The sequence below is a fragment of the Herbiconiux sp. FW305-C-125 genome, assembly GCF_058783455.1.
Genome location: NZ_JBYSYO010000001.1, coordinates 380100 through 406240, shown reverse-complemented (window position 1 = coordinate 406240; position 26141 = coordinate 380100). Strand labels below are relative to the sequence as shown.

Sequence of the window (26141 nt, the reverse complement as noted above, 5' to 3'; positions counted from 1 at the left end):
GCGATCCGCCCGATGCCCAGGTGAGACCGGTTAAACTGGATGCACGATGGCTACTTTTGGAAACCTCTCGGACCGGCTCGCCGAAACCTTCAAGAACCTCCGCACGAAGGGAAAGCTGAGCCCTGCCGATGTCGACTCGACCGTGCGCGAGATCCGGCGCGCCCTGCTCGACGCCGACGTCGCGCTCGAGGTCGTGAAGGAGTTCACCGGTCACGTGCGCGAGCGGGCGCTGAGCGACGAGGTGAACCGGGCGCTGAACCCGGCGCAGCAGGTGGTGCAGATCGTCAACGAGGAGCTCGTGCAGATCCTCGGCGGCACCCAGCGCCGGCTCGAGTTCGCGAAGCGGCCGCCGACCATCATCATGCTCGCCGGCCTCCAGGGTGCCGGTAAGACCACCCTGGCGGGCAAGCTCGCGAAGTGGCTGGCGAAGGACAACCACACGCCGCTGCTCGTCGCCGCCGACCTTCAGCGGCCGAACGCCGTCAACCAGCTGCAGATCGTCGGCGGCCAGGCCGGCGTTCCGGTCTACGCGCCGGAGCCCGGCAACGGCGTCGGCAACCCGGTGCGGGTGGCGAAGGACTCGATCAAGTACGCCGTCGACAAGCAGTACGACACGGTCATCATCGACACCGCCGGCCGCCTCGGTGTCGACGCCGAGATGATGAAGCAGGCCGCCGACATCCGCAAGGCCACCGATCCCGACGAGGTGCTCTTCGTCATCGACGCCATGATCGGTCAAGACGCCGTGGCCACCGCCCGGGCGTTCCAGGAGGGCGTCGACTTCACCGGCGTCGTGCTCACGAAGCTCGACGGCGACGCGCGCGGTGGTGCGGCGCTCTCCGTCGCATCCGTCACCGGACGGCCCATCATCTTCGCCTCGACCGGCGAGACCCTCGACGACTTCGAGCCGTTCTACCCGGATCGCATGGCTTCGCGCATCCTCGACCTCGGCGACATCCTCTCCCTCATCGAGCAGGCCCAATCGGCCTTCGATGAAGAGGAGGCGCTGAAGGTCGCCGAGAAGTTCGCGACGGACTCGTTCACGCTCGACGACTTCCTGAAGCAGATGCAGCAGCTGCGCAACGTCGGCTCCATCAAGAAGATGATGGGCATGCTGCCCGGTGCCGGCGGGCTGAAGCAGCAGCTCGAGAACTTCGACGAGAAGGAGATCGTGCGGACGGAGGCGATCATCCAGTCGATGACGCCCGCCGAACGTAAGAACCCCAAGCTCCTGAACGGGTCGCGGCGCCTGCGCATCGCCCGCGGTTCGGGCATGACCGTCACCGACGTGAACTCGCTCGTGCAGCGCTTCGAGCAGGCCGCGAAGATGATGAAGACGGTCGCCAAGGGTGGCGTGCCGAACGTTCCCGGCATGGGGCCGATCCCCGGCGCGGGCTTCGGCGGCGGCCGCGGCAAGCAGCAGGCCAAGAAGAAGAGCGGTTCGCGCTCGGGCAACCCCGCGAAGCGCGCCGCCGAGAACGCGGCGCGCGCGGCGGGGGAGAAGCCGGTCGTGGCGGCGGGCAACGGCGGCGGCGCGGGCTTCGGCTTGGGCGCCAAGGCCGCCGACGGCACGCCGAACCCGAGCCCCGAAGAACTTCAGGCACTGCAACGCTTCCTGCGCTGAATATGCTTGCGGTATGACAACTTCTTCGTCTCGTCCGGTGCGCGTCGGCGTGCAGATCGCGCCGCAGCACTCCTCCTACCAGACCATCCGCGACACCCTCGCCGAGCTCGAAGACCTCGGCGTCGACATCGCCTTCAACTGGGACCACTTCTTCCCGCTCTCGGGTGAGCCCGACGGGCTGCACTTCGAGGGCTGGACGATGCTGGCCGCGTGGGCCGAGCAGACCTCGCGCATCCAGTTCGGTCCGCTCGTGACCTGCAACAGCTACCGCAACCCCGACCTGCTCGCCGACATGGCGCGCACCGTCGACCACATCTCGGCCCGCGACGGCGAGCCCGGGCGCCTCGTCTTCGGCATCGGCTCGGGCTGGTTCGAGCGCGACTACGACGAGTACGGCTACGAGTTCGGCACGGCGGGCCAGCGGCTCGACGCGCTCTCGGAGGCGCTGCCGCGCATCGAGAAGCGGTGGGCGGCGCTCAACCCGGCGCCGACGCGCGACATCCCGGTGCTGATCGGTGGCGGCGGGGAGAAGAAGACGCTCCGCATCGTCGCCGAGCACGCCGACATCTGGCACTCCTTCAGCGACACCGACACGCTCGAGCGCAAGCTCGGCGTGCTGCGCGAGTGGTGTTCGACGGTCGGACGCGACTTCGGTGACATCGAGATCTCGGTCGGCACCCGCGGTGCCCGCGGCGACGGCCTGCCCGACATGGACCGCCAGCTCGAACTCGGCGTCACCCTCTTCACCCTCGGCATCACCGGCCCCGACCTCGACCTGCAGGCGGTGCGCGACCTGATCGCGTGGCGCGACAAGTTGTAGCCCTGCGCACTCGTCGATCCGTCAGTTGTGGTTGGTATGACGGCCTCTTACCAGCCGCAACTGACGGGTCGATCGCAGCGACGCCCGTGGAACGAGAACATGTCGCCTGGCGCCGCAGCCCCTCGGCTACCGCGCCAGCCCGTGCCGCAGCTCGTGGGTCAGGGAGGACACCACCGCGCGCAGGCTGCCGCCGTTCTGCTCCGCCACCCGGAGCTGCCGCTGGTAGCTGGCGCCGCCGTCGAGGATGAGGTTCACCTGCTCGAGTTCGGCCACGCAGCCGAGCCGTTCGGCGACCGGCGCGAGACGTTCGAGTTCGCCGCGCACCGCATCCGTCACCAGCTGCTCGTCGCCCGCCGCGTTCAGGATGATCTCGGCGTCCATGCCGTACCGCGCCGCCCGCCACTTGTTCTCGCGCACGTACCAGGGCTGCATGGTGGGCAGCTCCTCGCCGGCGTCGAGCCGGCCCGACATGTCGTCGACGAGGCACTGGATGAGCGCCGCCACCGCCCCGATCTCCTCGGGGCTCGACAGTCCGTCGCAGGCGCGCATCTCCACGGTGCCCCACTGCGGGCTCGGCCGGATGTCCCACCGCACCTCGGTGTGATCGCTGATCACGCCGGTGCGCACGAGGTCGTCGACGTACTCCTCGTAGTTGGCCCACGCGCCGAACTGGTAGGGTAGCCCCGCGGTCGGCAGCTGCTGGAACATCAGCGCACGGTTGCTCGCGTAGCCGGTGTTCACCCCGCCCCAGAACGGACTCGAGGCGCTGAGCGCCTGCAGGTGCGGGTAGTAGTTGAGCAGCGCATTCACGATCGGCAGCGCCTTCTCGCGATCGTCGATTCCCACATGCACGTGGATGCCCCAGATCATCATGTTGCGACCCCACCACTGGGTGCGGTCGATGAGCTTGTGGTACCGCTCCTTGTCGGTGACGGTCTGCTCGAACCACTGGCCGAACGGATGCGACCCCGCACACATCAACTCCACGTCGAGCGGGTCGGTGATGGCGCGCACCTCGGCCAGCTGCGCCTGCAGGTCGGCGACCGCGTCGTCCACCCGGTCGTGCACCTTCGTGACCAGCTCGACGGTGTTGAGCAGGAGCTCGTTCGTGATCTGCGGATGCGGGGTGCCGTCCGGGCCGCGCAGCGACTCGAGCACCTCGCCCGCAACCGACACCAGGTCGCCGGAACTGCGTTCGACGAGGGCCACCTCCCACTCGACCCCCAGGGTGGAGCGTTTCGACTCGGCGAACGTGATCTGCATGGGAGCCCTTCGAGAATTACCGCTTCGGCCGCGTTATCTGTCAGAATAGCCAGTCGAGTCCGTCCTCGCCCGACCCTCTAATCAGGCGACCCGGAATCCCTTAGAGCTTGTACCGAGTGTGCCCCCACGCTCACGGTCGTCAGTTCGCCCACCTTTACATCACACAGGAGAATTGTGGCTGTCAAAATCCGTCTGAAGCGCCTGGGCAAGATCCGTGCGCCCTACTACCGCATCGTCGTCGCCGACTCGCGCACCAAGCGCGATGGTCGTGTCATCGAGGAGATCGGTCTGTACCACCCCACCGAGGAGCCCTCGCTCATCCAGGTCGACTCCGACCGCGCCCAGTACTGGCTCTCGGTCGGCGCCCAGCCCACCGAGCAGGTCGCCGCGCTGCTGAAGCTCACCGGTGACTGGGGCAAGTTCAAGGGCGACAAGGACGCCGTGTCGACCGTTCGCGTCAAGGGCGAGAAGGAAGCCTTCGTCGCCGACGAGAAGAAGAAGCCCGTGCTGAAGCCCAAGGCCGAGCCGAAGGCCGCTGCCGTCGAGGCAGAGGCTGCGGCTGACGCCGAAGCTGCCGCCGAGACCGACTCCGAGGCCAACGAGGCCGCGGTCGAGGCCGCCGAAGACGCAGCGGACAAGGCCTGACCTTGCTCGCTCCTGCTCTCGAGCACCTCGTCAAGGGGATCGTCGACAACCCGGCCGAGGTGCGTGTCGTCACGAAGAGCTCACCGCGCGGCGAGGTCCTCGAGGTGCGTGTGCACCCCGACGACCTCGGCCGCGTGATCGGCCGGTCGGGTCGCACCGCGAAGGCGCTGCGCACTCTGGTCACCGCGCTCGCCGATGGCAAGCGCGTGCGGGTAGACGTGGTGGACACCGATTACTGAGAACAACAGGACCCAGCTCCGGGTGGGTCGACTCCTGAAGGCCCACGGGCTGAAGGGTGCGATCAAGCTGGAGATGTTCACCGACGACCCGGAACGGCGCTTCGTTCCGGGCGCGGTGTTCACCCTCCAGGTGCCGACCTCGTCGCCCTGGCACGGCAAGACCCTCGAGCTCAGCGAGCTGCGCTGGTACAACGGGCATCCTGTGGGCTTCTTTAAGGGAGTGCCGGACCGCACGGCGGCCGAGGGCCTCGTGAAGGCCATCCTCTGGATCGATCTCGACGAATCGGCCGAGGAGCCCGAAGACGACGCCTGGTACGACCACCAGCTGGTGGGGTTGCGCGTCGTGCGCGACGGCGCCCAGGTCGGCACCGTCCGGCTGGTGGAGCATCTGCCGGCGCAGGACCTGCTGATCGTGAAGACGCCGGCAGGCGAGGTGATGGTGCCGTTCGTCAAGGCGATCGTGCCGTCGGTCGACGTCGTGGCGGGCATCGTCACCGTCACGCCCCCGCCCGGCCTCTTCGAGGACCTGCCTGACGACGACGCGCCTCCGCTCGCACCCGCCGCGGAGCCGCCCGCCGAATAACTACGTAAATGAAGAGGACCGACCGCGTATATCGGGTCGGTCCTCTTCATTTCGGTAGTAACTCATCACCACACTGTCGAGCATGAGTCATGTTATCGACGTATTGGCCGCCAACGGCGGTGTCGCCTCCAACGATCAGCTCGCGGCACTCGGCGTGAATGCGGCGACCCTCAACAATGCTGTCGCCCGCGGCGCACTTCTCCGCCTTCGCCGTGGGTGGGTGGCCTTGCCCGACGCGCCGTCCGAGGCGGTGAGAGCGGTGCGAGTCGGAGGGACGCTCTCGTGCCTGTCCGTACTCAAGCGGCAGGGAATCTGGTGTGCCGACGACAGGCGCCTCCACGTGCGCGTCGCGGCGAATGCGCGGAACCTCTCGTCGCCCCACGACCGCCGCATCCCGCTGGGTCGCCCCGAGCGCTTCGGTGTCGTCGTCCACCGCTCGCTCCCGGCCCCGTACCTCGACGAACCCGAGGGGCCGGTCGACCCCTTCGCCTGGGCTCTGCTGCACTCCATCACCTGCCAGTCCAAGCTCGATGCCGTCGTCACGCTCGACTCCGCGCTCAAGCAGGGACGCGTCTCCCGAACCGAGTTGGAGTTCATCGCTGCGGCGTTGCCCGCCAAGTTCCGCGCCTACCTCGACCTCACCGACCCGAACGCCGCCTCCGGCCTCGAGACGAAGGCGCGTCTTGGCCTGCGCCGCTACAACATCGCGTCGCGGAGTCAGGTGGCCATCCGCGGCGTCGGTAGCGTCGACCTGCTCGTCGGCGACCGGCTCGTCGTCGAGACCGACGGGCGCGAGTGGCACACGAAGCCGGAGGCCTACCTTGAAGACCGCCGCCGCGACCTCGCCCTGGCCGAGCTCGGTTACCTCGTACTCCGCCTCAGTTACGCCCAGGTGATGACGGAATGGGAACGCGTCGTCGAGGTGATCCGTGCGATCGTCGCCCGTGGCGAGCACCGCTGGTCGGCGCGGCAGCGCCGCGCCGGCCTCGGGAGTGGAGCCGAGCTCGGCTGATCAGCACCCGGCGTGCCGGTGCACCCCGCCGGTAGGCTGACCTGATGCGCATCGACGTCGTCACGATCTTCCCCGAGTTCTTCGACGTGCTCGACATCTCGCTGCTCGGCAAGGCCCGCCAGAGCGGCCTCCTCGAGGTGACCGCGCACAACCTGCGCGAGTACACCCACGACCGCCATCGCACGGTCGATGACACCCCGTACGGCGGCGGCGCCGGCATGGTGATGAAGCCCGAGCCGTGGGGTGAGGCGCTCGACGAGCTGCTCGGGGAGGCGACGGATGCCGCAACCGCACCCCGCGCATCCGCAGCCCCGCTCGTCATCTTCCCCTCCCCGGCCGGCGAGGTGTTCACCCAGAAGATGGCGCGCGAGCTGGCAGAGCGCGAGCACCTGGTGTTCGGATGCGGGCGGTACGAGGGCATCGATCAGCGCGTCTTCGACCACGCGGCCACCCGCGCCGAGGTGCGCCTGGTCAGCGTCGGCGACTACGTGCTGAACGGCGGCGAGGTCGCGGTGATGGCGATGATCGAGGCGATCGGGCGCCTGATCCCCGGCGTGGTCGGCAACCCGGAGAGTCTCGTCGAGGAATCGCACGAGGACGGGCTGCTCGAGTACCCGAGCTACACGAAGCCCGCCGAGTGGCGCGGGCTCGAGGTACCGCCGGTCCTGCTGAGCGGCAACCACAAGGCCATCGAGGCCTGGCGGCACGAGCAGCAGCTCGAGCGCACGCGTCGCGTGCGACCGGATCTCCTGCCGCCCGGTCGAACGCCGGACGACGCGGCACTCGGCGGCTAGCGCGCCGTCAGAACGAGCGGGCCGTCGTCCGTGATCGCGATGGTGTGCTCCATGTGCGCGCCGTTCGAGCCGTCAGCCGACCGCAGGGTCCAGCCGTCCTTGTCGGTGTAGATCTTGTCGGTCGTCTCGAGGAACCAGGGCTCGATCGCGATGACGAGTCCAGGCCGAAGCGGCAGCCCTCGTCCGGCGCGCCCGTTGTTCGGCACGTGCGGGTCGCCGTGCATGGTGCGGCCGACTCCGTGTCCGCCGAAGTCGGTGTTGATGCCGTAGCCCGCGGCGGTGGCCACGGCGCCGATGGCCGCCGAGATGTCGCCGAGGCGCCCGCCTGGTCGGGCGGCCGCGATGCCCGCCTCGAGTGCCGCCGTCGTCACCTCGATGAGCCGCGTGTCCTCGGGCGAGCGCGGCGTACCGACGATGACCGTGAGCGCCGAATCGGCGACCCAGCCGTCGACGGATGCCGCGAAGTCGAGGCTCACCACGTCGCCCTCGCGCAAGGCGTAGTCGAACGGCAGCCCGTGCAGCACCGCGTCGTTGACGCTGGTGCAGAGCACCTTGCCGAACGGCGATGCGCCGAACGAGGGGTGGTAGTCGATGTAGCAGGATTCAGCCCCGCGCGCCCGGATCATGTCGTGCGCGATCTGGTCGAGCTTCAGCAGGTTGACCCCCGGCGCCACCCGCGCGGCCAGCTCGGTCAGCACCTCGGCGACGAACGCGCCGGCGGGTCGCATCTGGTCGATCTCGGCCGGTGTCTTCAGCTCGATCATGGTGTTCCTCTCCGCGGGCCTGTCTTGGCGCCCCTGAAGACTTTACCGACCGGAGTCTCAGCGAACATCCGGAGTCGCTGCATACTCTGGAGGAGTGCTGATCCGTCGGGCCTTCTTCTACTGGCAGTTCCCTGCCGCGGTGATCCTGCCCGCCTGGATCCTCGTGGGCTGGGGTGTCTTCGCCGCCACGGGCTGGCAGATCCTCGGCGTGATCGTCGGCGTCATGATGCTGACCGTGGCCATGCTCGCCACCGCCGGGCTGATCTTCGCCCGGAAGGATGTGCGGGCAGAGCGTGCAGTGTCATGGCTCGACGTCGGTCTCCTCGTCGTGCTCCAGGGTCTCATCGTCGCCGTCGGGTTCTTCACGCCGGCCACGGCTCTGCTCGGCACGCTGTCGGTCGTTGCGGTCATCGCTCTGTTCTGGTCAGGCGTCATCCAGCTCATCGTCGAGACCCGTCGTCGCGTGCGCTCGGCGCTCGCCGGCTTCGAGGCGCAGGCCACGCGCATCCAGAGCCCGCCGCAGAAGCCCCGGGTCGATGGCGAGTACATCGTCATCGAGACGAGCGACCGGCCACTTCCGCCCCGCATCTGAGCGGATGCGCGGGGCCGGCCCGGGGCATCCGCCCGGTTTTGCGCGGCTCACGCCTTCTGTGGCACAATTGACCCTTGTGCCACGGCCAGGCTCTGCCACAGGGGAGCCAGCAATTCTCGGGCACGTCCTCTACTGACATCAAAGCCGTAGTCGACCTGTGGCGGGTACAGATTGCGAACAACACCATGCACATCCTCGACTCCGTCGATGCAGCATCGCTCAAGAGCGACATCCCCGACTTCCGTGCCGGCGACACCGTCAAGGTGCACGTGAACATCATCGAAGGTACGCGTTCGCGTATCCAGGTCTTCCAGGGCGTCGTCATCGGCCGCTCGGGCGAAGGCGTGCGCGAGACCTTCACGGTCCGCAAGGTCAGCTTCCAGGTGGGCGTGGAGCGCACCTTCCCGGTGCACTCGCCGGTCATCGACCACATCGAGATCGTCACCCGCGGTGACGTCCGTCGCGCGAAGCTGTACTACCTGCGCAACCTCCGCGGTAAGAAGGCGAAGATCAAAGAGAAGCGCGACGCGTAGTCTTCGAATTCGCTGCACGCCGCCGCGCGGGCATCGTTTATCCTGAGCTCCCGGCCACTACAGTTGGTCGGGAGCTCAGGCGGTTAAATGACAGAAACATCCCTCCCTGCACAGGAGGATCACACCGACGATCGGCGTCCGCGCCGCAGCCGGAGCGCCTGGCTGTTCTTCCGTGACCTGCTGATCATCTTCGTCATCGCACTGCTCGCGTCGGTGCTGATCAAGACGTTCCTCGTGCGATCGTTCTACATCCCCTCGGGGTCGATGGAGAACACGCTGCAGATCGATGACCGCATCCTCGTCAATCAGCTCGAACCGAACCTCATGCCGCTCTCGCGGGGCGACGTCGTGGTGTTCAAAGACCCGGGGGGCTGGCTGCCGCCCGTCGCCGAGCCGAAGAAGAACCCGCTCGCCGCTGCCGTCGACTGGGTGCTCGAGGGCGTGGGCCTTGCCGCCGACGACGCGAACGACCACCTGATCAAGCGCGTCATCGGCCTGCCCGGCGATCACGTGGTGTGCTGCAACGCTCTCGGCCAGATGTCGGTGAACGGGGTGCCGCTCGACGAGACCGAGTACCTGAAACTGCCGGACGGCGTGTCCGCCGTCTCCCAGCAACCGTTCGACGTCACGGTGCCCGCCGATTCGCTCTGGGTGATGGGCGACAACCGCTACAACTCGGCCGATTCGCGCTTCAACCAGGACAAACCGGGCAACGGCTTCGTGCCCGAGAAGAACGTCGTGGGCCGTGCGGTGCTGGTGACGTGGCCGGCTGACCACTGGACCTGGCTCGACAACTACGGCGACGTGTTCAGCGGGGTTCCGGATGCGTCACCCGCCGAGGTCGGTGCACCTACGTCCACGAGTTCCGGGCTGGGGCCGGACGAATGATGACGGTGGTCGATCCGACGCTGCGGTTCGAGCGGGAGATCGCGGGGCTCGGGCGGCGCCGGGGCCGCGCGGTGTCGGCCGAGGCCGCGGCTGCGTCCCCGGAGGTTGAAACGCCTCCGCACAGCGGTCTGGTCATCGGCTGCGACGAGGTCGGGCGGGGTGCTCTCGCCGGGCCGGTGGCGGTCGGGCTCTGCGTCATCGACGTACGGGTCACGAAGTCGGTGCCGAAGGGTCTGCGTGACTCGAAGATGCTCGCCGAGGCACGCCGTGAGGCCCTGGCGCCGGTGGCGCGGTCGTGGGGGCTGGCGCACGCCGTCGGCTACGCCTCAGCCGAGGAGATCGACCGGATCGGGATCTCGGCGTGCCTCGGGCTGGCCGGGCGGCGGGCGCTGGAGGCCCTTGCGGTGTCGGGGGTGGAGGTGCCGACGGCGACCATCATCCTCGACGGTCAGTGGGATTGGCTGACGCCGGCGGTGAGCATGCCGCTGACCGTGCGCACGCGCGTCAAGGCCGACCGTGATTGCGCATCCGTCGCCGCCGCATCCGTCATCTCCAAGGTGGCTCGCGATCGGCTGATGATCGAGCACGACAGCACCTTCCCCGCCTACGGCTGGGCGCGCAACAAGGGGTATGCCAGCGAGGAGCACCGCAACGCGATCCTCTCGCACGGGCCGACGGAGCTGCACCGGCACACCTGGCTGAGCAAGATGCTGGCCGCGCCGTCCGGCGAGGGAGCCGTGGCTCTGGACGGTCTCGAAGACCTCGCAGAACTCGCCGAGCCCGCTGGGTCGAGCGCGGCGGGAGCGGTCGCGAGGAGCACGGTCGGTGGCTCGGCGGCCTAGACTGGACGCACGATGGACGAAGACGAATTCGAAGACTACGACCGAGAGGTCGAGTTGGCGCTCTACCGCGAGTACCGCGACGTGGTGTCCCAGTTCAAGTACGTGATCGAGACCGAGCGGCGGTTCTACCTCGCCAACGAGGTCGAACTTGCACGCCGTGACACAGAGCACGATTTCTACTTCGAGCTGACCATGAACGACGTGTGGGTGTGGGACGTCTACCGCTCCGACCGGTTCGTGAAGTCGGTGCGGGTTTTGACCTTCAAAGACGTCAACGTCGAAGAGCTCTCGAGCAAGGACTTCGAGCTCCCGAAGGAGCTCGCGCTCGACGAGTAGTCGCTGCGTGTCTGCTCCTGCACACCCCGGTGGGTGTGTGGAGTAGTCCACAGAATCTCGTTGCGGCCTCCGTACCCGCATCCTCCCCGGGAGCCTTGTCGCGGAGGTTGCGATGAAGGCGAAAGACGAGTTGGGCCGCCGCGGCGAAGAGTTCGCGGCGCAGTGGTTGGCGAAGTCGGGCATGCGTGTGCTGGCGCAGAACTGGCGCTGCCCGGTGGGAGAGATCGACATCGTCGCGCGCGACGGCCCCGAGCTGGTCGTGGTGGAGGTGAAGACGCGGTCGACGGATGCGTTCGGGCATCCATTCGAGGCCATCACCGGCGCGAAGCTCAAACGGCTGCACCTCCTGGGGGCGGCGTGGCTCGCCGCGCATCCCGACGGCCGACATCAGGCCCTCCGGGTCGACGTCGTGGGCATCCTGTGGCCGACTTTCGGTGAGCCGAGCGTCGAGCACCTCACGGGGCTGTGCTGATGGTGGCGCGAACGCTGTCCGTTGCGTTGCTCGGCATGACGGGGGCCGTCGTCGAGGTGGAAGCCCACATCGCGAACGCCATCCCCGGGTTCCAGCTCATCGGACTGCCGGATGCGGCGCTGTCCGATGCGAAAGACCGAGTACGGGCCGCGGCGGCGAACGACGGCTGCCCGTTGCCGACGAAGAAGATCGTCGTCAACCTCTCGCCGGCGTCGCTGCCCAAGCAGGGTTCCACCTACGACCTCGCCATCGCGGTCGCCGTGCTCGCGGCCGAGGGGTGCATCGCGATCGATGCCATCTCGTCGGTGGTGCACCTCGGCGAGCTGAGCCTGGATGGCCGGGTTCGGCCGATGCAAGGACTCCTGCCGGCGATGGTGGCGGCACGGGCGGCCGGGTTCCGGCGCTTCGTGGTGCCGCGCGGGAACGAAGACGAGGCGGCGCTGGTGCCCGATGTCGAGGTGACGACGGTTGCGTCGTTGCGTGACGCGCTGATCCGGCACGGTGCTGAACTCGAGGCCGATGCGGTCGAGCCGCTTCGCCCGATCCCGGCGCCGGCGGAGCGTCCACCGGTGGGTGACCTCGCCGATGTGGTGGGTAACCCGGATGCGGTCGAGGCGCTGGTCGTCGCGGCTGCCGGCGGGCACCACCTCATGATGCTGGGGCCGCCCGGCGCGGGAAAGACCATGCTCGCCGAGCGCCTCCCCGGGCTGTTACCCGACCTTGATGCGGAGCAGGCGCTCGTGGTCACCTCCCTCTCGTCGCTGTCGGGGCGTCCCGTGAACGGATTGGTCACGCGCCCGCCGCTCGAGAGCCCGCATCACACCACGTCGGCTGCGGCACTGGTGGGCGGCGGCTCGAAGGTCATCCGGCCCGGTGCCGCCGCTCGGGCGACGCACGGCATCCTGTTCCTCGACGAGGCGCCGGAGTTCCCCTCCGCCGTGCTCGACGCCCTCCGCCAGCCGCTCGAGTCGGGGTCGATCACCATCCATCGGGCGGCCGCGATCGCTCATTTCCCAGGGCGGTTCCAGCTCGTCCTGGCGGCCAATCCCTGCCCGTGCGGACAGTTCGGCACATCCGACATCGCCTGCACGTGCACGCCGATGCTGCGACGGCGCTATCTGTCGCGCATGTCGGGCCCGCTGCTCGACCGGGTCGACCTGCAGCTCAGAGTGAATCGGGTGACGACCTCGGCAGTGCGGATGATGACGGAGGAGGGCTCCCGAGTGTCGACTCGTCAAGCCAGAACGCGGGTGGAGCAGGCTCGGGCGGTGGCCCGGGAACGGTTGGCGGGAACGGATTGGAAGACGAACGCCGAGGTGCCGGGCTCATGGTTCCGCGCCGGATCGCGACGACTCCCGTCGACCACGACGGCGGCGATCGATCGGGCGCTCGAGCGGGGAACGCTGACGATGCGTGGATACGACCGGGTCCTGCGGGTGGCCTGGACGATCGCCGACCTCGAGGGTGCGACATCGCCGACCGCCGATCATCTGGGGTGGGCACTCTTCCTGCGGAAGTCGGTGGCGGTATGAATGTGCATCAGGTGGATCGCGCACTCGTGCGTGGTCTCGTGGAGACGGTCTCGGGGCGGCGGGCGGTTGCGGCCGCCGATGGTGCTTGCTCTGATGCTTCGGTGACCGCCGAGCTCGACGACGTCGAGGTGGCTCAGGTGTTCGCCGCGGCGGCGTGGTCGACGATGGTCGAGCCGGGGGATGCGGTTGCCGGCATGGTGATCCGCGCGCTGGGCGCCGATCGGGCCTTGTCGATGTTGATCGAGGGCCGGGAGCCGGCGGACTGGTGGGCCGCGGCGAACGACGGCCTCCCCGGTGTCAACGAGGGTGAGTCGGGTTCGGCGCTGGACGAGCTCTCCAGGAAGGACCTCGCCGAAGGGGTTGATCGATGGCGGCCGCGCCTGTCATCTCGAACCGCTCTCGCAGCGCTCCGCTCCGCCGTGCACTACCGGGCGCGCCTCATCCTTCCGAACGACGATGCATGGCCCGAACAATTCGACGTCCTGGGTGACCACGCCCCGCTTGCTCTGTGGGTGCGCGGTGACGTGGGTGCGCTCTCGCATCCAGGCGGGGCAGTGGCGATCGTGGGTTCGCGGGACGCGACGAACTACGGCGAGCATGTGGCGATGGATCTGTCAGCGGGGCTCAGCGACCGAGGAATGGCCGTCGTCTCGGGGGCGGCCTACGGTATCGATGGTGTCGCGCACCGCGCCTGTCTCGCCAGCGGTGGCACGACGATCGCCTTCCTGGCCGGTGGGGTCGACCGTCTCTACCCGGCGGCGCATCACGACCTGCTCCTGCGGATCGCCGCCTCGGGTGCGGTGGTCTCGGAACTCCCGTGCGGATCGTCGCCGACGAAGTGGCGGTTTCTGCAGCGAAACCGCCTCATCGCCGCATCAGCACACGCGACGGTCGTGGTCGAGGCCGGTTGGCGTTCAGGTTCGCTCAACACGGCCGGTCACGCCGCAGCGCTCGGGCGCCCGCTCGGCGCCGTGCCCGGGCCGGTGACGAGCGTCACGTCCGCCGGGTGCCACCGCCTCCTCCGCGAGTACGACGCGGTGTGTGTCACCTCGGCGGCCGATGTGGTGGAGATGGTGTTCGGCACACCCGATGCACGCCAGGTCTCTGGCGCCGCTGCAGCCGATCCTGATGCCGTGCGCGTGCGGGACGCACTGAGCCGGCGCTCGGCGCGCGGCGTCGCCGACCTGGCGCAGCGCACCGGTATGGCACCGCGTGCCGTCGCGGTCACACTCGGGGTGCTCGCGCTGGAGGGAGGCGCCGTCGAGAACGCGAACGGCTGGTTAAGGTTGTGAGCGCCGAGCGGGTTCGCATGGTCACGTCTGCGAGACTGGAGCACATGGCCCAGTACGGCGAGCCCCAGCACACGATCGTGCACATCAGCGACACCCACTTCCTCGCGGGCGAGCAGCCGCTCTACGGAAAGGTGGACACCGACGCCACCGTGAGGCAGGCGATGCGCCAGCTGGAGGCTTCGGGCATCCGGCCGGAGGCTCTGGTGTTCACCGGCGACATCGCCGATCTGGGTGAAGACGACGCGTACCGCCGCATCCGCGGCATCGTCGAGCCGGCTGCCGAGCGCATGGGTGCGCGGGTGCTCTGGGTGATGGGCAATCACGACGATCGGGCTCGGGTGCGGGTGGAGCTCCTCGATGAGCAGCCGCTGACCGAACCGGTCGTCACGAGCATCCGGCTGGGCGGACTGCGCCTCATCGCCCTCGACACGAGCGTGCCGGGATACCACCACGGCGAACTCTCGGCTGAGCAGCTCGAGTGGCTCCGGGGCGAACTGGCGACGCCGGCGCCCGAAGGCACGATCGTGGCGCTGCACCACCCGCCGATTCCCACCACCGTGCCGTTGATGCCGATCCTGGAGTTGCAGCGGCAGCACGAGCTGGCGGATGTGATCCGGGGCACGGATGTGCGTGGCATCCTCGGGGGGCACCTGCACTACTCCACCCACAGCCTGTTCGCCGGCGTGCCGGTGTCGGTGGCGGCGGCGACCTGCTACACGATGGACGTCGCCGCGGTGCGCGGGCGGCTGAGCGGGCTGGGCGGCGGCCAATCGTTCGCGATCGTGCAGGTCTACGACGACCGCATCGTGCACTCGACGGTTCCGATCGGCGACTTCCCCGTGGTCTCGGGCTTCGACAACGCGTTCGTCGACCGCCTCGCGGCCCTCTCACCCGAAGACCGCCTCGAGGCCTTCTCCCGCCACGCCCAGCCCTGAGGCGAAGGCGCCCCGCAGGGAGGCCGCGCAGCGCTGCCCCGATGCGCCCCTGGACGCTCGCGCAGCGGACACGAGGCGGCGGAGCACGCGCGGCCGGATGGCGATGCGCGGGGCCGGTCGGGGACACGCGGCGGCTGGCGGGACACGCCGGGGCCGGGTGGCGATTCGTGGGCCGGTTGGGGGCACGCGCCGGCTTGCGGGACGCGCCGGGGCCGGGTGGTGGTGCGGGGGTCAGCTGGGGAAACGCGGCGGCTGGCGCGATACGCCGGAGCCGGGTGGCCGGCTGGGGCCCGCGGCGGCCCGGCGGGACAGGCGGGGCTGGAGCGGGGACTCGAGCGCGTGGTGGGGACGCGCTGGGCGGGCGAGTCACGCGGTGGGAGGTGGGGACACGCGGAGCGGGCGGCTGGGCTCTGGGCGAGGGCGGGGGATGCTTGGGGGGTGAGGATCAGCGACGCGCGGGCGGAGTACGAGCGGTACCTGCTGCTCGAGCGCGGGTACTCCGAGCACACCGCGCGCTCATATGGCGCCGACCTCGTTGATCTCGAGGCGTTCGCCGCTGCCCGAGGGGTCCAGGATGTCGCCGAGCTCGACCTCGACCTCTACCGCGACTGGCTCTGGGCCGCCGCGCAGCGCGAGCTCGCCAAAGCGACCCTCGCCCGACGCGCGGCCACCGCGAAGACCTTCTCGGCGTGGCTGCGGCGCACGGGACGGATCGAGATCGACGCCGCCGTCCGCTTGCGGGCGCCCCGACCCGACCGCACGCTTCCGCGGGTGCTCTCCGGAGACTCGGTGAGCGTACTGCTCGCCGAACTCCACGACAGTGCCGCCACCGGCGACCCGATCGCGCTCCGCGACCTGGCCGTCATCGAATTGCTGTACGCCTCGGCGCTCCGCGTCTCCGAACTCGTCGGCATCGACATCGACGATCTCGACCTCGATCGCCGCACCGTGCGTGTGACCGGCAAGGGGTCGAAGGAGCGCATCGTGCCATTCGGGAAACCGGCCCACGACGCACTGGTGGCTTACCTGACACGCTCGCGCCCCGCGCTCTTGGAGCGGCGGCGAGCGGGCGGCATCGAACGCGTGCCGGCGGCCGCGTTCCTCGGCGCTCGCGGCGGGAGGCTCGGCACCCGCTCGGTGTACGAACTGGTCGCCGGTCTGCTCGAGTCGGTACCGGGCACCGGACCGGCCGGCCCGCACGCGCTCCGGCACACGGCAGCCACCCACCTCCTCGACGGCGGCGCCGACCTCCGCGCGGTGCAGGAGATGCTCGGCCACGCCAGTCTCGGCACCACCCAGATCTACACGCATGTCACCGTCGAGCGCCTCCGCGCCTCCTACCAGGCAGCCCACCCGCGCGCCTGAGCGCCATCGAGTCTCCCGTTCTGGTCGGGACGCGGGCGGCCATTCCGGCAAGAAATGGAGACTCGATGCCGCGGGGGCAGCCGGGAGCAGCCGCGCGCGGGGGATGGGGGCGAGCAACGAGCGCGGGTTCACGTACTCGCCGCGCAGGCGCACTCCGACGTGCACGCACGCGGTGGTGCAGTGACCTCCCGAACCCACGGTGCCGATGACCTGACCCCGCTGCACGACCGCGCCGACCGGCACCGCCGCCACCACGGGCTCGACGCTCGACCGCAGATCGCCCGGATGCTCGACCGCGACCACCGGGCGACCCGCCACCATCCCCGCGAACGCGACGGCGCCGTCGGCCGGCGCCACCACCGGCGCCCCCGCGGCCGCGGCGAGATCGGTGCCGCGATGGCCGGCGCTGTACTTCGTCGCCGGCGCGACGAACTCCGCCGTCACGAGCGCGGGCGCCGTGACGGGCCACTGCCACGTCGATCGGCCCACGTCTCCCGCAACCGCAGCCGGTGGGCGCGTCCCTGCGACGATCGACGCCGATGCCGTCGCGGTGCTGGGCGCGCTCGCGGGCCCGAGCTGAGGAGCGGACGCAGCTGCCGCAGCCCATGCCGCCGAGGCGCCGGGCGGGCTCGCGGGCTCACCCTGAAGCGCGGACCCAGCTGCCGCAGGCCATGCCGCCGAGGCGCCGGGCGGGCTCGCGGGCTCACCCTGAAGCGCGGACCCAGCAGCCGCTGCCGACGCGGACCCAGCCGCCGCAGCCGACGCCGACGCCGACGCGTAACCGCGTGCACTGGCGAACGGGGCTGCGGAAGCACGTACCGCCCACGGCACCACGACGAGCGCGACCGTCACCGTCAGGGCCAGAACGGCACCGCGGCACAGGAGCCCGAGCACAAGCATGCCCGCGCGCGGCGGGCGGGGAAGAGGGTGACTCATCCCGCAACACTGCCCGTATCCCGCCCCGCCGAACGCGCCGTGACCACGTTGGTGGAGGAACCGTGCCAATATCGGATATGTGGGGGAGTGGACGTGTCAGACCAAGCCCCGTCACCCATCGGCACGAAGGAGTCCGTCATGAGTTCGAACGAGCCTGCAGCCCGCGGCACAGTCGATGACCACGCCAGCTCCCGGCGGCTCCGACGCAAGGTGATCGCCCTGTCGATCGCCGCTGCCCTCGGCGGCTTCCTGTTCGGTTTCGACTCGTCCGTCATCAACGGTGCTGTGAAAGCCATCGAGCAGGACTTCAACCTCGGCGACCTGCCGCTGCTCAGCGGCTTCACCGTCGCATCCGCTCTGCTCGGCTGCGCCATCGGCGCGTACTTCGCCGGGCGCATCGCCGATCGCATCGGCCGCATCCCCGTGATGCTCATCGGCGCCGGGCTCTTCCTCGTCAGCTCCATCGGCTCCGGCTTCGCCTTCGCCGTCTGGGATCTCATCGTCTGGCGCGTCATCGGCGGTCTCGGCATCGGTATCGCGAGCGTCATCGCCCCGGCCTACATCGCCGAGATCGCGCCGAAGGCCGTACGCGGAGCCCTCGCCAGCCTGCAGCAGCTCGCCATCACGCTCGGTATCTTCGCGGCACTGCTCTCCGACACCCTCCTCCAGGGCGCGGCCGGCGGCGCCAACGAACCCCTCTGGTTCGGGGCGGATGCCTGGCGCTGGATGTTCGTGGCGTGCGCAGTGCCCGCCATCGTCTACGGCCTGCTGGCCTGGCGGCTGCCGGAGAGCCCCCGCTACCTCGCCGGCAAGAACCGGCAGGACGACGCCCGCGACGTGCTCGCCAGCGTGATGCCGCAGTCCGAGGTCGATTCCGCGCTCGACGAGATCGAGAAGTCGCTCAAGGAGGACAAGGAGAACGCCCGCACGGCGAGCCTCCGCGGCAAGATGTTCGGCCTGCTCCCGGTGGTCTGGGTCGGCATCCTGCTGTCGATGTTCCAGCAGCTCGTGGGCATCAACGTCATCTTCTACTACTCCCAGAGCCTCTGGGCCTCGGTCGGCTTCGACACCACGAACCAGAGCACGAGCTTCATCATCTCGGTCATCACGAGCGTCATCAACGTGGCCGTGACCTTCGTCGCGATCTTCTTCGTCGACAAGATCGGCCGCCGGCCGCTGCTGCTCACGGGTTCGGCCGGCATGGTGGTCTCGCTCGGCCTCATGGCCCTGTCGTTCTCGCAGGCGGTCGTGGGCGACGGCGGCACCCCGTCGCTGCCAGGGGCCTGGGGCCCGCTGGCCCTCGTGGGGGCGAACCTGTTCGTCATCTTCTTCGGCGCCACCTGGGGCCCGATCGTCTGGGTGCTGCTCGGCGAGATCTTCCCGAACCGCATCCGCGGCAAGGCGCTCGGTGTGGCCGCGGCGGCGCAGTGGCTCACGAACTTCGCCATCACCGAGACCTTCCCGGCGCTGTCGGGCTTCTCGCTGGCCTTCACCTACGGGCTCTACACCTTCTTCGCCCTGGTCAGCTTCTTCTTCGTCTTCTTCGCCGTCCCCGAGACCAAGGGCCGCTCGCTCGAGAGCATGGACAGCCTCAAGGTCGAGCGCAAGCGCGACCGGGCGGCGGTCGCCCAACCTCGGTAACCACCGCCGGATGGTATGATTCTCGGAGCACCCCGCTCGTCGGGGTGACTTCGCGTGCCCTTCAGGCAGCTCATCCGATCGGTCCCGCTCTCGAACGAGAGAACGAACAGCGGGCCGGATGCGTGCCGGGCACCAGGATCCGCGGCCACCGTCGCGGAGAAAACCGAGAACAGAAGGAGTACGGCCATGGCCGTCGTCACCATCCGCCAGCTGCTCGACAGCGGCGTGCACTTCGGGCACCAGACCCGCCGTTGGAACCCGAAGATGAAGCGATTCATCTTCACCGAGCGTTCCGGCATCTACATCATCGACCTGCAGCAGTCGCTCGGCTACATCGACAAGGCCTACGACTTCGTGAAGGAGACCGTCGCGCACGGCGGCACCATCCTCTTCGTGGGCACCAAGAAGCAGGCCCAGGAGTCCATCGCCGAGCAGGCGACCCGCGTCGGCCAGCCCTACGTCAACCAGCGCTGGCTCGGTGGCCTCCTCACCAACTTCTCCACGGTCTCCAAGCGCCTCGCGCGCATGAAGGAGCTCGAGGAGCTGGACTTCGAAGACACCACCAAGAGCGGTTTCACCAAGAAGGAACTGCTCATCAAGAAGCGTGAGCTCGACAAGCTGCACAAGTCGCTCGGCGGCATCCGCAACCTGTCGAAGACCCCGTCGGCGCTCTGGGTGGTCGACACCAAGAAGGAGCACCTGGCGATCGACGAGGCCAAGAAGCTCGGCATCCCGGTCATCGGCATCCTCGACACCAACTGCGACCCCGACGAGGTGCAGTACCCGATTCCGGGTAACGACGACGCCATCCGCTCCGTCGCCCTGCTCACCCGCATCGTCGCCGACGCCGCGGCCGAGGGTCTCATCCAGCGCCACCAGAAGCCCGAAGAGGGCGACGCCCCCGCCGAGCCGCTGGCCGAGTGGGAGCGCGAGCTCCTCCAGGCATCCGAGAACCCGCAGTCCGAGGCCGAGAAGATCGAGGCCGTCGACGGCCTCGTGACCGGTGCCGAGAACGCGGAGGCCGTGGCCGAGGTCATCGCCGCTGAGGTTCCCGTCGAGGAGAACGACCCCGACGCGCAGGCAGAGGCCGACCTCGCCGCCATCACCGACGAGTCCCTCGTGGTCGAGCACCACGTCGTCTCCGACGAGGAGGCCGAGGCGAAGCTCGAGGCCGAGGCCACCGACGCGGAGAAGACCGCCAAGTAGTCGTCGCGCCAGCGACATTCCGCCGTCACTTCGGTGCGGTAGCGTGACCCGCGCCAGCGGGCACCCGAGACAATTCAAGGAGTCATCAACAACATGGCAAACATCAGCCTGGCCGACGTGAAGGCGCTGCGCGAGCAGCTCGGCACCGGCATGGTCGACACCAAGAACGCCCTGGTCGAGGCCGACGGCGACATGGAGAAGGCCGTCGAGATCCTGCGCCTGAAGGGTGCGAAGGGCAACGCGAAGCGTGCCGACCGCTCCACCAGCGAGGGCCTCGTCGCCGCCACCCAGGAGAACGGCGCAGCCACGCTCATCGAGCTGGCCTGCGAGACCGACTTCGTGGCGAAGGGCGAGAAGTTCATCGCCCTGGCCGACAAGGTGCTCGCCGCGAGCGCGGCCGCCGGCGCGTCCACCGTCGAGGAGGCCCTCGCGGCCCCCAGCGACGGCAAGACGGTCGCCGACGTCATCAACGACGAGGCCGCCATCCTCGGCGAGAAGATCGAACTGCGCCGCATCGCGCGGCTCGAGGGCGAGAACTTCGAGATCTACCTCCACAAGACCTCCAAGGACCTGCCCCCGCAGGTCGGCGTGGTCGTGGCCTACACCGGGTCGGATGCGGAGACCGCACGTTCCATCGCTCAGCACATCTCCTTCGCCGACCCGCAGTACCTCAGCCGCGACGACGTCCCGGCCGACGCTGTGGAGAAGGAGCGCGCCATCGTGACCGAGATTTCGAAGAACGAGGGCAAGCCGGAGGCGGCGCTGCCCAAGATCGTCGAGGGTCGTGTGGCCGCGTTCTTCAAGCAGGTCGCCCTGCTCGACCAGGACTACGCGAAGGACAACAAGCTCTCGGTGTCGAAGGTGCTGGCCGACGCCGGCATCCAGGTCACCGGTTTCGCGCGCTTCAAGGTCGGCGCGTAGCGAACACTCTCGGAAACGGGCTCGGGTCGAATGATCCGGGCCCGTTTTCTCTGTAGCCTGAACACGAGAACGACGAAGGGACACACGACGGATGTCAGAGCCGGCCGACAAGCGCAGGGTACTCCTCAAACTCTCCGGTGAAGCATTCGGGGGTGGTTCCCTCGGAGTGAACCCCGACGTGGTGTCCGGCCTGGCCAAGGAGATCGCCGAAGCGGCTCAGGAGGTCGAGGTCGCGATCGTCGTCGGTGGCGGCAACTTCTTCCGCGGGGCCGAGCTCTCCCAGCGGGGCATGGACCGCGGGCGTGCCGACTACATGGGCATGCTCGGCACCGTGATGAACGCGCTCGCGCTGCAGGACTTCCTCGAGCAGGCGGGTGCCGAGACCCGCGTGCAGTCCGCCATCTCGATGACCCAGGTGGCCGAACCGTACATCCCGCGCCGGGCCATCCGGCACCTGGAGAAGGGTCGCGTCGTCATCTTCGGCGCGGGCGCAGGCCTGCCGTACTTCTCCACCGACACCGTCTCGGCCCAGCGGGCGCTCGAGATCCACGCCGACGAGGTGCTCGTGGCCAAGAACGGCGTCGACGGCGTGTACTCGGCCGACCCGAGGGTCGACCCGGATGCCGTCAAACTCGAGCTGCTCACCTACAGCGACGCCCTCGTGCAGGGCCTCAAGGTGGTCGACTCCACCGCGTTCAGCCTCTGCATGGACAACGGGATGCCCATGCACGTGTTCGGCATGGAGCCGGCCGGTAACGTGGCCAAGGCGATCCGGGGCGAGCGCATCGGCACCCTGGTGGCCACGAGCCACTGACTACACTTGAACCACTGATCCACTGAAGGAGCCCCCGTGATCGCCGATGTCCTGGCAGACGCCACCGAACGCATGAACAAGGCCGTCGAGGTCACCAAAGACGACTTCTCCAACGTGCGCACCGGGCGTGCGAACCCCGCCCTGTTCCAGAAGATCCTCGTGCCCTACTACGGCACCCCGACGCCGCTGGCCCAGCTGGCCTCGCTGCAGAACCCCGAGGCGCGCACGCTCATCGTGACGCCTTACGACAAGGGAGCGCTGCGCGACATCGAGCAGGCCATCCGCGACGTGCCGAACCTCGGGGCCAACCCGACCAACGACGGCAACATCATCCGCATAACCCTGCCCGACCTCACCGAGGAGCGCCGCAAGGAGTACGTGAAGATCGTGCGCACCAAGGCCGAGGACGGCAAGGTGTCGATCCGCAACATTCGCCGCAAGGCCAAGGACGACCTGGATGCGCTGAAGAGCGAGGTCGGCGACGACGAGGTGGCACGGGGCGAGAAGGAGCTCGAGGTCATCACCAAGAAGGCGGTCGACACGGTCGACGACGCCTTGAAGCGCAAGGAAGCCGAACTCCTCGAGGTCTGACCTCGACCGGTCGTCATGAGCCTCGAACCCGATTCCGCCGGGACGCCGCCGTCCAAGCGCGCCAGGTCGTTGTCGCGCGCCGACATCCAGGCTCAGGTGCGGGCGCGCAAGGAGCAGTTCGACGAGGCGAACGAGAAGATCACCGAGCGCACCGGCCGCAACCTCCTCTCAGCCATCGCGATCGGCATCGTGCTGGCCGGTGTCATGGTGGTCAGCCTCGTGGTGATCAAAGAGATCTACATGGCGCTCGCGGCCGTGTTGGTGGCGTTCGCCACGCTGGAACTCGCGGCGGCGCTGAAGCACGCCGGGCTGCACGTGCCGCGCATCCCCACCGTGATCGCCGGTGTCGCCCTGGTTCCCGCCTCGTACTACTGGGGCGCAGAGGGCCAGTGGTTGGTCTTCGTCGGCGGAGTGCTCCTGGTGGCACTCTGGCGGGTGCTCGAGGTCGCCTTCCTGCCACCGCGGCCGGGTTTCGGTCAGACCGTGCGGGATGTCGCGGCCGGCACCTTCGTGCAGGTCTACGTCTCGTTCCTCGCCAGCGCGTCGGTGCTGCTGCTGTCGAAAGACGGCGGGCAGTGGTGGGTGCTCTCGTTCATCGCGGTCGTGGTGCTGACGGATGTCGGGGCATACGCCAGCGGACTGAATTTCGGCAAGCATCCGATGGCCCCCACCATCAGCCCGAAGAAGACCTGGGAGGGGCTCGCGGGAGCTGTTGTCGTGTCCCTCATCGGCGGCGTGCTGTTGGCGATCTTCGTGTTGCAGCAGCCGTGGTGGTTCGGGTTGATCTTCGGCGCCGTGATCACGACCACTGCGACCATCGGCGATCTCTGCGAGTCGTTGCTGAAGCGCGACATCGGCATCAAGGACATGAGCAGCTGGTTGCCCGGGCACGGCGGGTTCCTCGACCGGCTCGATTCGATCCTGCCCTCGGCGGCTGCGGCCTACGTGCTCTGGGTCATCGTCGCGAGTTTGGCACAATAGAGCCGTGAGCGTACCCTTCCCCCGCACCCGGAACTCGACCCTCGGCTACGACGTCACCGAGGTCGACGACTTCCTCGCGAAGGCTCGGCAGGCCTACGACGAGCGCAACGCCGTCTCCGGCGCCTACACCCTCACCAGTGACATGGTGCGGCACACCGCCTTCACCATGCAGAAGGGCGGCTACTACGCGCCGGCCGTCGACGCGGCGCTCGAGCGCCTCGAAGACGCCTTCGCCCTGCGCGAGCGCGACCGCGCCTATCAGGCGGCCGGCGACGAGGCCTGGTTCGCCAGTGCGCGCAGCCGGGCGGCCGAGATCCTCGCCCGGCTCGAACGACCCGACGGCCAGAAGTTCCGCCGCGCGGGCGCTCTGCGGGTGGGCTACCACCCCAAAGACGTCGATGCCTTCACCGCCTACCTCACCGAGTACTTCCGCTCCGGCGCCGACGTGACGGTGACGGATGTGCGCACCGTCGTGTTCCGCTCGCGCCGCGGGGGGTACGACGAGGCCCAGGTCGACGCCGTGCTCGACGCCGTGGTCGACGTGATGCTCGCCGTACGCTGAACATTTCGATCGCGTAAAGATTGCCGCTCCTGGCGTCCCCCGCTTGGGTGACGGAGCTCGTGCTGAACCCGGGGTTGATCGTCGCCGACGAGCCCACCACGGCGCTCGACGTGACGGTGCAGGCCGAGATCCTCGACCTGCTGCGGCGTCTCCGCGACGAGTTCGACACCGCCATCGTGCTCATCACGCACAACATGGGTGTGGTGGCCGACCTGGCCGGTCGGGTCGCGGTCATGTACCAGGGGAAGTTGGTGGAGGAAGCGGATGCGCAGACGCTGTTCGCGCATCCGCAAGCCGACTACACGAAGCGGCTGCTCGACGCGGTGCCCCGCATCGGGCAGGGCCGGGCCCGCACCGAGGAGCGCGGGCGTGCACGCGCCGAGCGGGCGGCCACCGGTGAAGTCGACGTGCCCGTGGTGGAGGCGACCAACCTCACCATCGAATACCCGGGCCGGTTCGGCAGGAAGGGCTTCCGGGCGGTGGACGACGTGTCGTTCCGGATCGGTGCCGGCGAGGTGCTCGGTCTCGTGGGCGAGAGCGGGTCGGGCAAGACGACGATCGGCCGGGCCATCGGTGGCCTCACCCGGATCACCGGGGGATCGCTGAAGGTGCTCGGTTTCGAGATGCTCGACTTCGCCGAGCGGCGCTTCAAGCCGTTGCGGGCCGACATCGGTTTCGTCTTCCAGGACCCGGCGGCGAGCTTCAACCCGCTGCTCACGATCGCGGATGCGGTGGCCGAGCCGCTCGTCATCCACGGTCGTGCGGCGAACGCGCGGGAGGCCCGCGGTCGTGTCGACGAGCTGCTCGAGGCCGTGCAGCTGCCGAAGAGCTACGGCGACCGCTTCCCGCACGAGCTGAGCGGCGGTCAGCGCCAGCGCGCGAGCCTCGCTCGCGGCCTGGCGCTGGAGCCGAAGCTGCTGATCGCCGACGAGCCCACCTCGGCGCTCGACGTGTCGGTGCAGGCACGCGTGCTCGAGCTCTTCGCCGAGCTGCAGCTCGAGTTCGGCTTCGCCGCCCTGTTCATCAGCCACGACCTCGCCGTGGTCGACCTGCTCGCCGACCGCATCGCCGTGCTCTACCACGGCCGCCTGGTCGAGGAGGGCACGGGAGCCGAGGTGCTGGGCGATCCGCAGGACCCGTACACCCGCCGCCTCCTCGCCTCCCTGCCCGTGCCCGACCCGGTCGAGCAGGCGGCCCGCCGCACCGTCCTGGCCCGCATCCAGGCCGAAGCTGGGCGGAACTCGGGGTGATGGGCTAAAATCGTTCGAATCGTGGCAAAGCACTCCCTGACCGAAGCGCGCACGCAGACCTCCACCCGGGTTCGTGGCGTCTGTCGGCGAACCACGAATCCCGCGCGGGTGACGCTGCAGGTGCTCGGTCTCGCTGCCGTCACGGCGTGCGCGTTCGTCTCCGTCGTGGCGCCGAACATCGGGTCGACGGCGACCGCGTCGTCGGCGTTCGAGGGTGACTTCGCCACCTCGACCGCGCAGAAGCAGACCCTCGCAGTGAGCGGGGGCACGGCACTGAGCGTGTTCCGCGACACCTACGGCGTCACCGAAGCGCCGCCGCCACCGCCGCCCGTCATCGAGAAGGCCTCCACCGGGTCGAGCGCCGACACCGGCTGCCCCGACCCGAACGCGGCGTCGCCCGACCCGGCCGGCGCGCAGGTCATCGCGGCCGCGCTGGCCGCCGAACGGGGCTGGACCGGAGCACAGTTCGACGCTCTCGTGGCCCTCTGGAGCCGCGAATCCGGCTGGCGCGTGAACGCGCTCAACAGCTCCAGCTGCGCCTACGGCATCCCGCAGGCGCTGCCCGGCTCCAAGATGGGTGACATCGCTCCCGACTGGCAGACCAACCCGGCCACGCAGATCACCTGGGGGCTCAACTACATCCAGGGCCGGTACGGGGATCCCATCTCAGCCCTTGCGCATTCCGACGTGAACCACTGGTATTGATAC

General features: G+C 69.0%; 28 protein-coding genes and 2 pseudogenes. 27 read left to right on the top strand and 3 right to left on the bottom strand.

Annotated features, from left to right (window positions below; genetic code table 11):
• Nucleotides 1-46 precede the first annotated feature (46 nt).
• Both ffh and AC3WLB_RS02175 read left to right on the top strand, forming a co-directional pair.
• Nucleotides 47-1624, top strand: coding sequence for a signal recognition particle protein (ffh, locus tag AC3WLB_RS02180; RefSeq protein ID WP_022896013.1), 1578 nt, complete (start codon nucleotides 47-49; stop codon nucleotides 1622-1624).
• Between the two features lie 13 nt (nucleotides 1625-1637).
• On the top strand, nucleotides 1638-2444 hold the full coding sequence (locus AC3WLB_RS02175) for an LLM class F420-dependent oxidoreductase (protein WP_031281936.1): 807 nt from the start codon (nucleotides 1638-1640) through the stop codon (nucleotides 2442-2444).
• A 126-nt stretch (nucleotides 2445-2570) separates the two neighbouring features.
• Here the strand turns inward: AC3WLB_RS02175 and AC3WLB_RS02170 are convergent, their stop codons facing one another.
• On the bottom strand, nucleotides 2571-3707 hold the full coding sequence (locus tag AC3WLB_RS02170) for a glutamate--cysteine ligase (RefSeq protein ID WP_492502850.1): 1137 nt from the start codon (nucleotides 3705-3707) through the stop codon (nucleotides 2571-2573).
• 174 nt (nucleotides 3708-3881) lie between these two features.
• Here AC3WLB_RS02170 and rpsP point away from each other — a divergent pair, with 174 nt between their 5' ends.
• The 5 genes from rpsP to trmD all read left to right on the top strand — a co-directional run bounded on the left by rpsP (nucleotide 3882) and on the right by trmD (nucleotide 6980).
• The gene (rpsP, locus tag AC3WLB_RS02165; protein ID WP_492502848.1) at nucleotides 3882-4352 is read left to right on the top strand and encodes a 30S ribosomal protein S16; all 471 of its coding nucleotides are present in this window, start codon (nucleotides 3882-3884) and stop codon (nucleotides 4350-4352) included.
• A 2-nt stretch (nucleotides 4353-4354) separates the two neighbouring features.
• The gene (locus AC3WLB_RS02160) at nucleotides 4355-4591 is read left to right on the top strand and encodes an RNA-binding protein (protein WP_492502846.1); all 237 of its coding nucleotides are present in this window, start codon (nucleotides 4355-4357) and stop codon (nucleotides 4589-4591) included.
• The gene (rimM, locus tag AC3WLB_RS02155) at nucleotides 4584-5174 is read left to right on the top strand and encodes a ribosome maturation factor RimM (RefSeq protein ID WP_492504636.1); all 591 of its coding nucleotides are present in this window, start codon (nucleotides 4584-4586) and stop codon (nucleotides 5172-5174) included. The genes AC3WLB_RS02160 and rimM overlap by 8 nt, the downstream gene beginning before the upstream one ends.
• A gap of 82 nt (nucleotides 5175-5256) precedes the next feature.
• On the top strand, nucleotides 5257-6186 hold the full coding sequence (locus AC3WLB_RS02150) for a type IV toxin-antitoxin system AbiEi family antitoxin domain-containing protein (RefSeq protein ID WP_492502844.1): 930 nt from the start codon (nucleotides 5257-5259) through the stop codon (nucleotides 6184-6186).
• A gap of 44 nt (nucleotides 6187-6230) precedes the next feature.
• Entirely contained in the window at nucleotides 6231-6980 is a 750-nt protein-coding gene (gene trmD / locus AC3WLB_RS02145; RefSeq protein ID WP_022898279.1) for a tRNA (guanosine(37)-N1)-methyltransferase TrmD, read from the top strand.
• Here trmD and map read toward each other — a convergent pair.
• Complete coding sequence (map, locus tag AC3WLB_RS02140) at nucleotides 6977-7744, bottom strand: type I methionyl aminopeptidase (RefSeq protein ID WP_022898280.1); 768 nt, start codon at nucleotides 7742-7744, stop codon at nucleotides 6977-6979. The two genes, trmD and map, sit on opposite strands and share 4 nt — an antisense overlap.
• Nucleotides 7745-7838: 94 nt before the next feature.
• Here map and AC3WLB_RS02135 point away from each other — a divergent pair, with 94 nt between their 5' ends.
• The 10 genes from AC3WLB_RS02135 to AC3WLB_RS02090 all read left to right on the top strand — a co-directional run bounded on the left by AC3WLB_RS02135 (nucleotide 7839) and on the right by AC3WLB_RS02090 (nucleotide 16531).
• Nucleotides 7839-8336, top strand: a complete 498-nt coding sequence (locus tag AC3WLB_RS02135) for a hypothetical protein (protein WP_022898281.1) — start codon at nucleotides 7839-7841, stop codon at nucleotides 8334-8336.
• A 185-nt stretch (nucleotides 8337-8521) separates the two neighbouring features.
• Nucleotides 8522-8869, top strand: coding sequence for a 50S ribosomal protein L19 (gene rplS / locus AC3WLB_RS02130; RefSeq protein ID WP_022898282.1), 348 nt, complete (start codon nucleotides 8522-8524; stop codon nucleotides 8867-8869).
• Between the two features lie 87 nt (nucleotides 8870-8956).
• Complete coding sequence (gene lepB / locus AC3WLB_RS02125; RefSeq protein ID WP_022898283.1) at nucleotides 8957-9757, top strand: signal peptidase I; 801 nt, start codon at nucleotides 8957-8959, stop codon at nucleotides 9755-9757.
• Nucleotides 9757-10599: a ribonuclease HII gene (gene rnhB / locus AC3WLB_RS02120; protein ID WP_492502840.1), complete on the top strand. Its 843-nt coding sequence runs from the start codon at nucleotides 9757-9759 to the stop codon at nucleotides 10597-10599. Before lepB ends, rnhB begins: the two co-directional genes overlap by 1 nt.
• A 12-nt stretch (nucleotides 10600-10611) precedes the next feature.
• Nucleotides 10612-10935, top strand: coding sequence for a DUF2469 domain-containing protein (locus AC3WLB_RS02115; RefSeq protein WP_022898285.1), 324 nt, complete (start codon nucleotides 10612-10614; stop codon nucleotides 10933-10935).
• A 112-nt stretch (nucleotides 10936-11047) separates the two neighbouring features.
• A complete protein-coding gene (locus AC3WLB_RS02110; protein ID WP_492502838.1) occupies nucleotides 11048-11407 on the top strand; it encodes a YraN family protein in 360 nt (119 codons plus the stop codon).
• On the top strand, nucleotides 11404-12939 hold the full coding sequence (locus AC3WLB_RS02105) for a YifB family Mg chelatase-like AAA ATPase (RefSeq protein ID WP_492504634.1): 1536 nt from the start codon (nucleotides 11404-11406) through the stop codon (nucleotides 12937-12939). Before AC3WLB_RS02110 ends, AC3WLB_RS02105 begins: the two co-directional genes overlap by 4 nt.
• A 101-nt stretch (nucleotides 12940-13040) precedes the next feature.
• Entirely contained in the window at nucleotides 13041-14231 is a 1191-nt protein-coding gene (gene dprA, locus AC3WLB_RS02100) for a DNA-processing protein DprA (protein WP_492502836.1), read from the top strand.
• Between the two features lie 44 nt (nucleotides 14232-14275).
• Nucleotides 14276-15166, top strand: a complete 891-nt coding sequence (locus tag AC3WLB_RS02095; RefSeq protein WP_492502834.1) for a metallophosphoesterase — start codon at nucleotides 14276-14278, stop codon at nucleotides 15164-15166.
• A gap of 438 nt (nucleotides 15167-15604) precedes the next feature.
• Nucleotides 15605-16531, top strand: a complete 927-nt coding sequence (locus AC3WLB_RS02090) for a tyrosine-type recombinase/integrase (RefSeq protein ID WP_492502832.1) — start codon at nucleotides 15605-15607, stop codon at nucleotides 16529-16531.
• Between the two features lie 183 nt (nucleotides 16532-16714).
• Here AC3WLB_RS02090 and AC3WLB_RS02085 read toward each other — a convergent pair.
• Nucleotides 16715-16888: pseudogene (locus AC3WLB_RS02085) on the bottom strand (M23 family peptidase); the annotation flags it as partial.
• A 31-nt stretch (nucleotides 16889-16919) separates the two neighbouring features.
• On the opposite strand from AC3WLB_RS02085, the gene AC3WLB_RS02080 reads away from it, so the two are divergent.
• The 10 genes and pseudogenes from AC3WLB_RS02080 to AC3WLB_RS02035 all read left to right on the top strand — a co-directional run bounded on the left by AC3WLB_RS02080 (nucleotide 16920) and on the right by AC3WLB_RS02035 (nucleotide 26138).
• On the top strand, nucleotides 16920-17111 hold the full coding sequence (locus tag AC3WLB_RS02080; protein ID WP_492502830.1) for a hypothetical protein: 192 nt from the start codon (nucleotides 16920-16922) through the stop codon (nucleotides 17109-17111).
• A 494-nt stretch (nucleotides 17112-17605) separates the two neighbouring features.
• Nucleotides 17606-19108, top strand: a complete 1503-nt coding sequence (locus AC3WLB_RS02075) for a sugar porter family MFS transporter (protein WP_492502828.1) — start codon at nucleotides 17606-17608, stop codon at nucleotides 19106-19108.
• A 186-nt stretch (nucleotides 19109-19294) separates the two neighbouring features.
• Entirely contained in the window at nucleotides 19295-20314 is a 1020-nt protein-coding gene (rpsB, locus tag AC3WLB_RS02070; protein WP_022898295.1) for a 30S ribosomal protein S2, read from the top strand.
• 93 nt (nucleotides 20315-20407) lie between these two features.
• Nucleotides 20408-21235: a translation elongation factor Ts gene (gene tsf, locus AC3WLB_RS02065; protein ID WP_492502825.1), complete on the top strand. Its 828-nt coding sequence runs from the start codon at nucleotides 20408-20410 to the stop codon at nucleotides 21233-21235.
• A 91-nt stretch (nucleotides 21236-21326) separates the two neighbouring features.
• Nucleotides 21327-22049: a UMP kinase gene (gene pyrH, locus AC3WLB_RS02060; RefSeq protein ID WP_022898297.1), complete on the top strand. Its 723-nt coding sequence runs from the start codon at nucleotides 21327-21329 to the stop codon at nucleotides 22047-22049.
• Between the two features lie 36 nt (nucleotides 22050-22085).
• The gene (frr, locus tag AC3WLB_RS02055; RefSeq protein ID WP_022898298.1) at nucleotides 22086-22640 is read left to right on the top strand and encodes a ribosome recycling factor; all 555 of its coding nucleotides are present in this window, start codon (nucleotides 22086-22088) and stop codon (nucleotides 22638-22640) included.
• 15 nt (nucleotides 22641-22655) lie between these two features.
• Nucleotides 22656-23621: a phosphatidate cytidylyltransferase gene (locus AC3WLB_RS02050; protein WP_492502822.1), complete on the top strand. Its 966-nt coding sequence runs from the start codon at nucleotides 22656-22658 to the stop codon at nucleotides 23619-23621.
• A gap of 4 nt (nucleotides 23622-23625) precedes the next feature.
• Nucleotides 23626-24183: a DivIVA domain-containing protein gene (locus tag AC3WLB_RS02045; protein WP_492502820.1), complete on the top strand. Its 558-nt coding sequence runs from the start codon at nucleotides 23626-23628 to the stop codon at nucleotides 24181-24183.
• A 56-nt stretch (nucleotides 24184-24239) separates the two neighbouring features.
• Nucleotides 24240-25433 (top strand): annotated as a pseudogene (locus AC3WLB_RS02040) (ABC transporter ATP-binding protein); the annotation flags it as partial.
• Nucleotides 25434-25454: 21 nt separating this feature from the next.
• Nucleotides 25455-26138, top strand: a complete 684-nt coding sequence (locus AC3WLB_RS02035) for an aggregation-promoting factor C-terminal-like domain-containing protein (protein WP_492502818.1) — start codon at nucleotides 25455-25457, stop codon at nucleotides 26136-26138.
• Nucleotides 26139-26141: the final 3 nt, after the last annotated feature.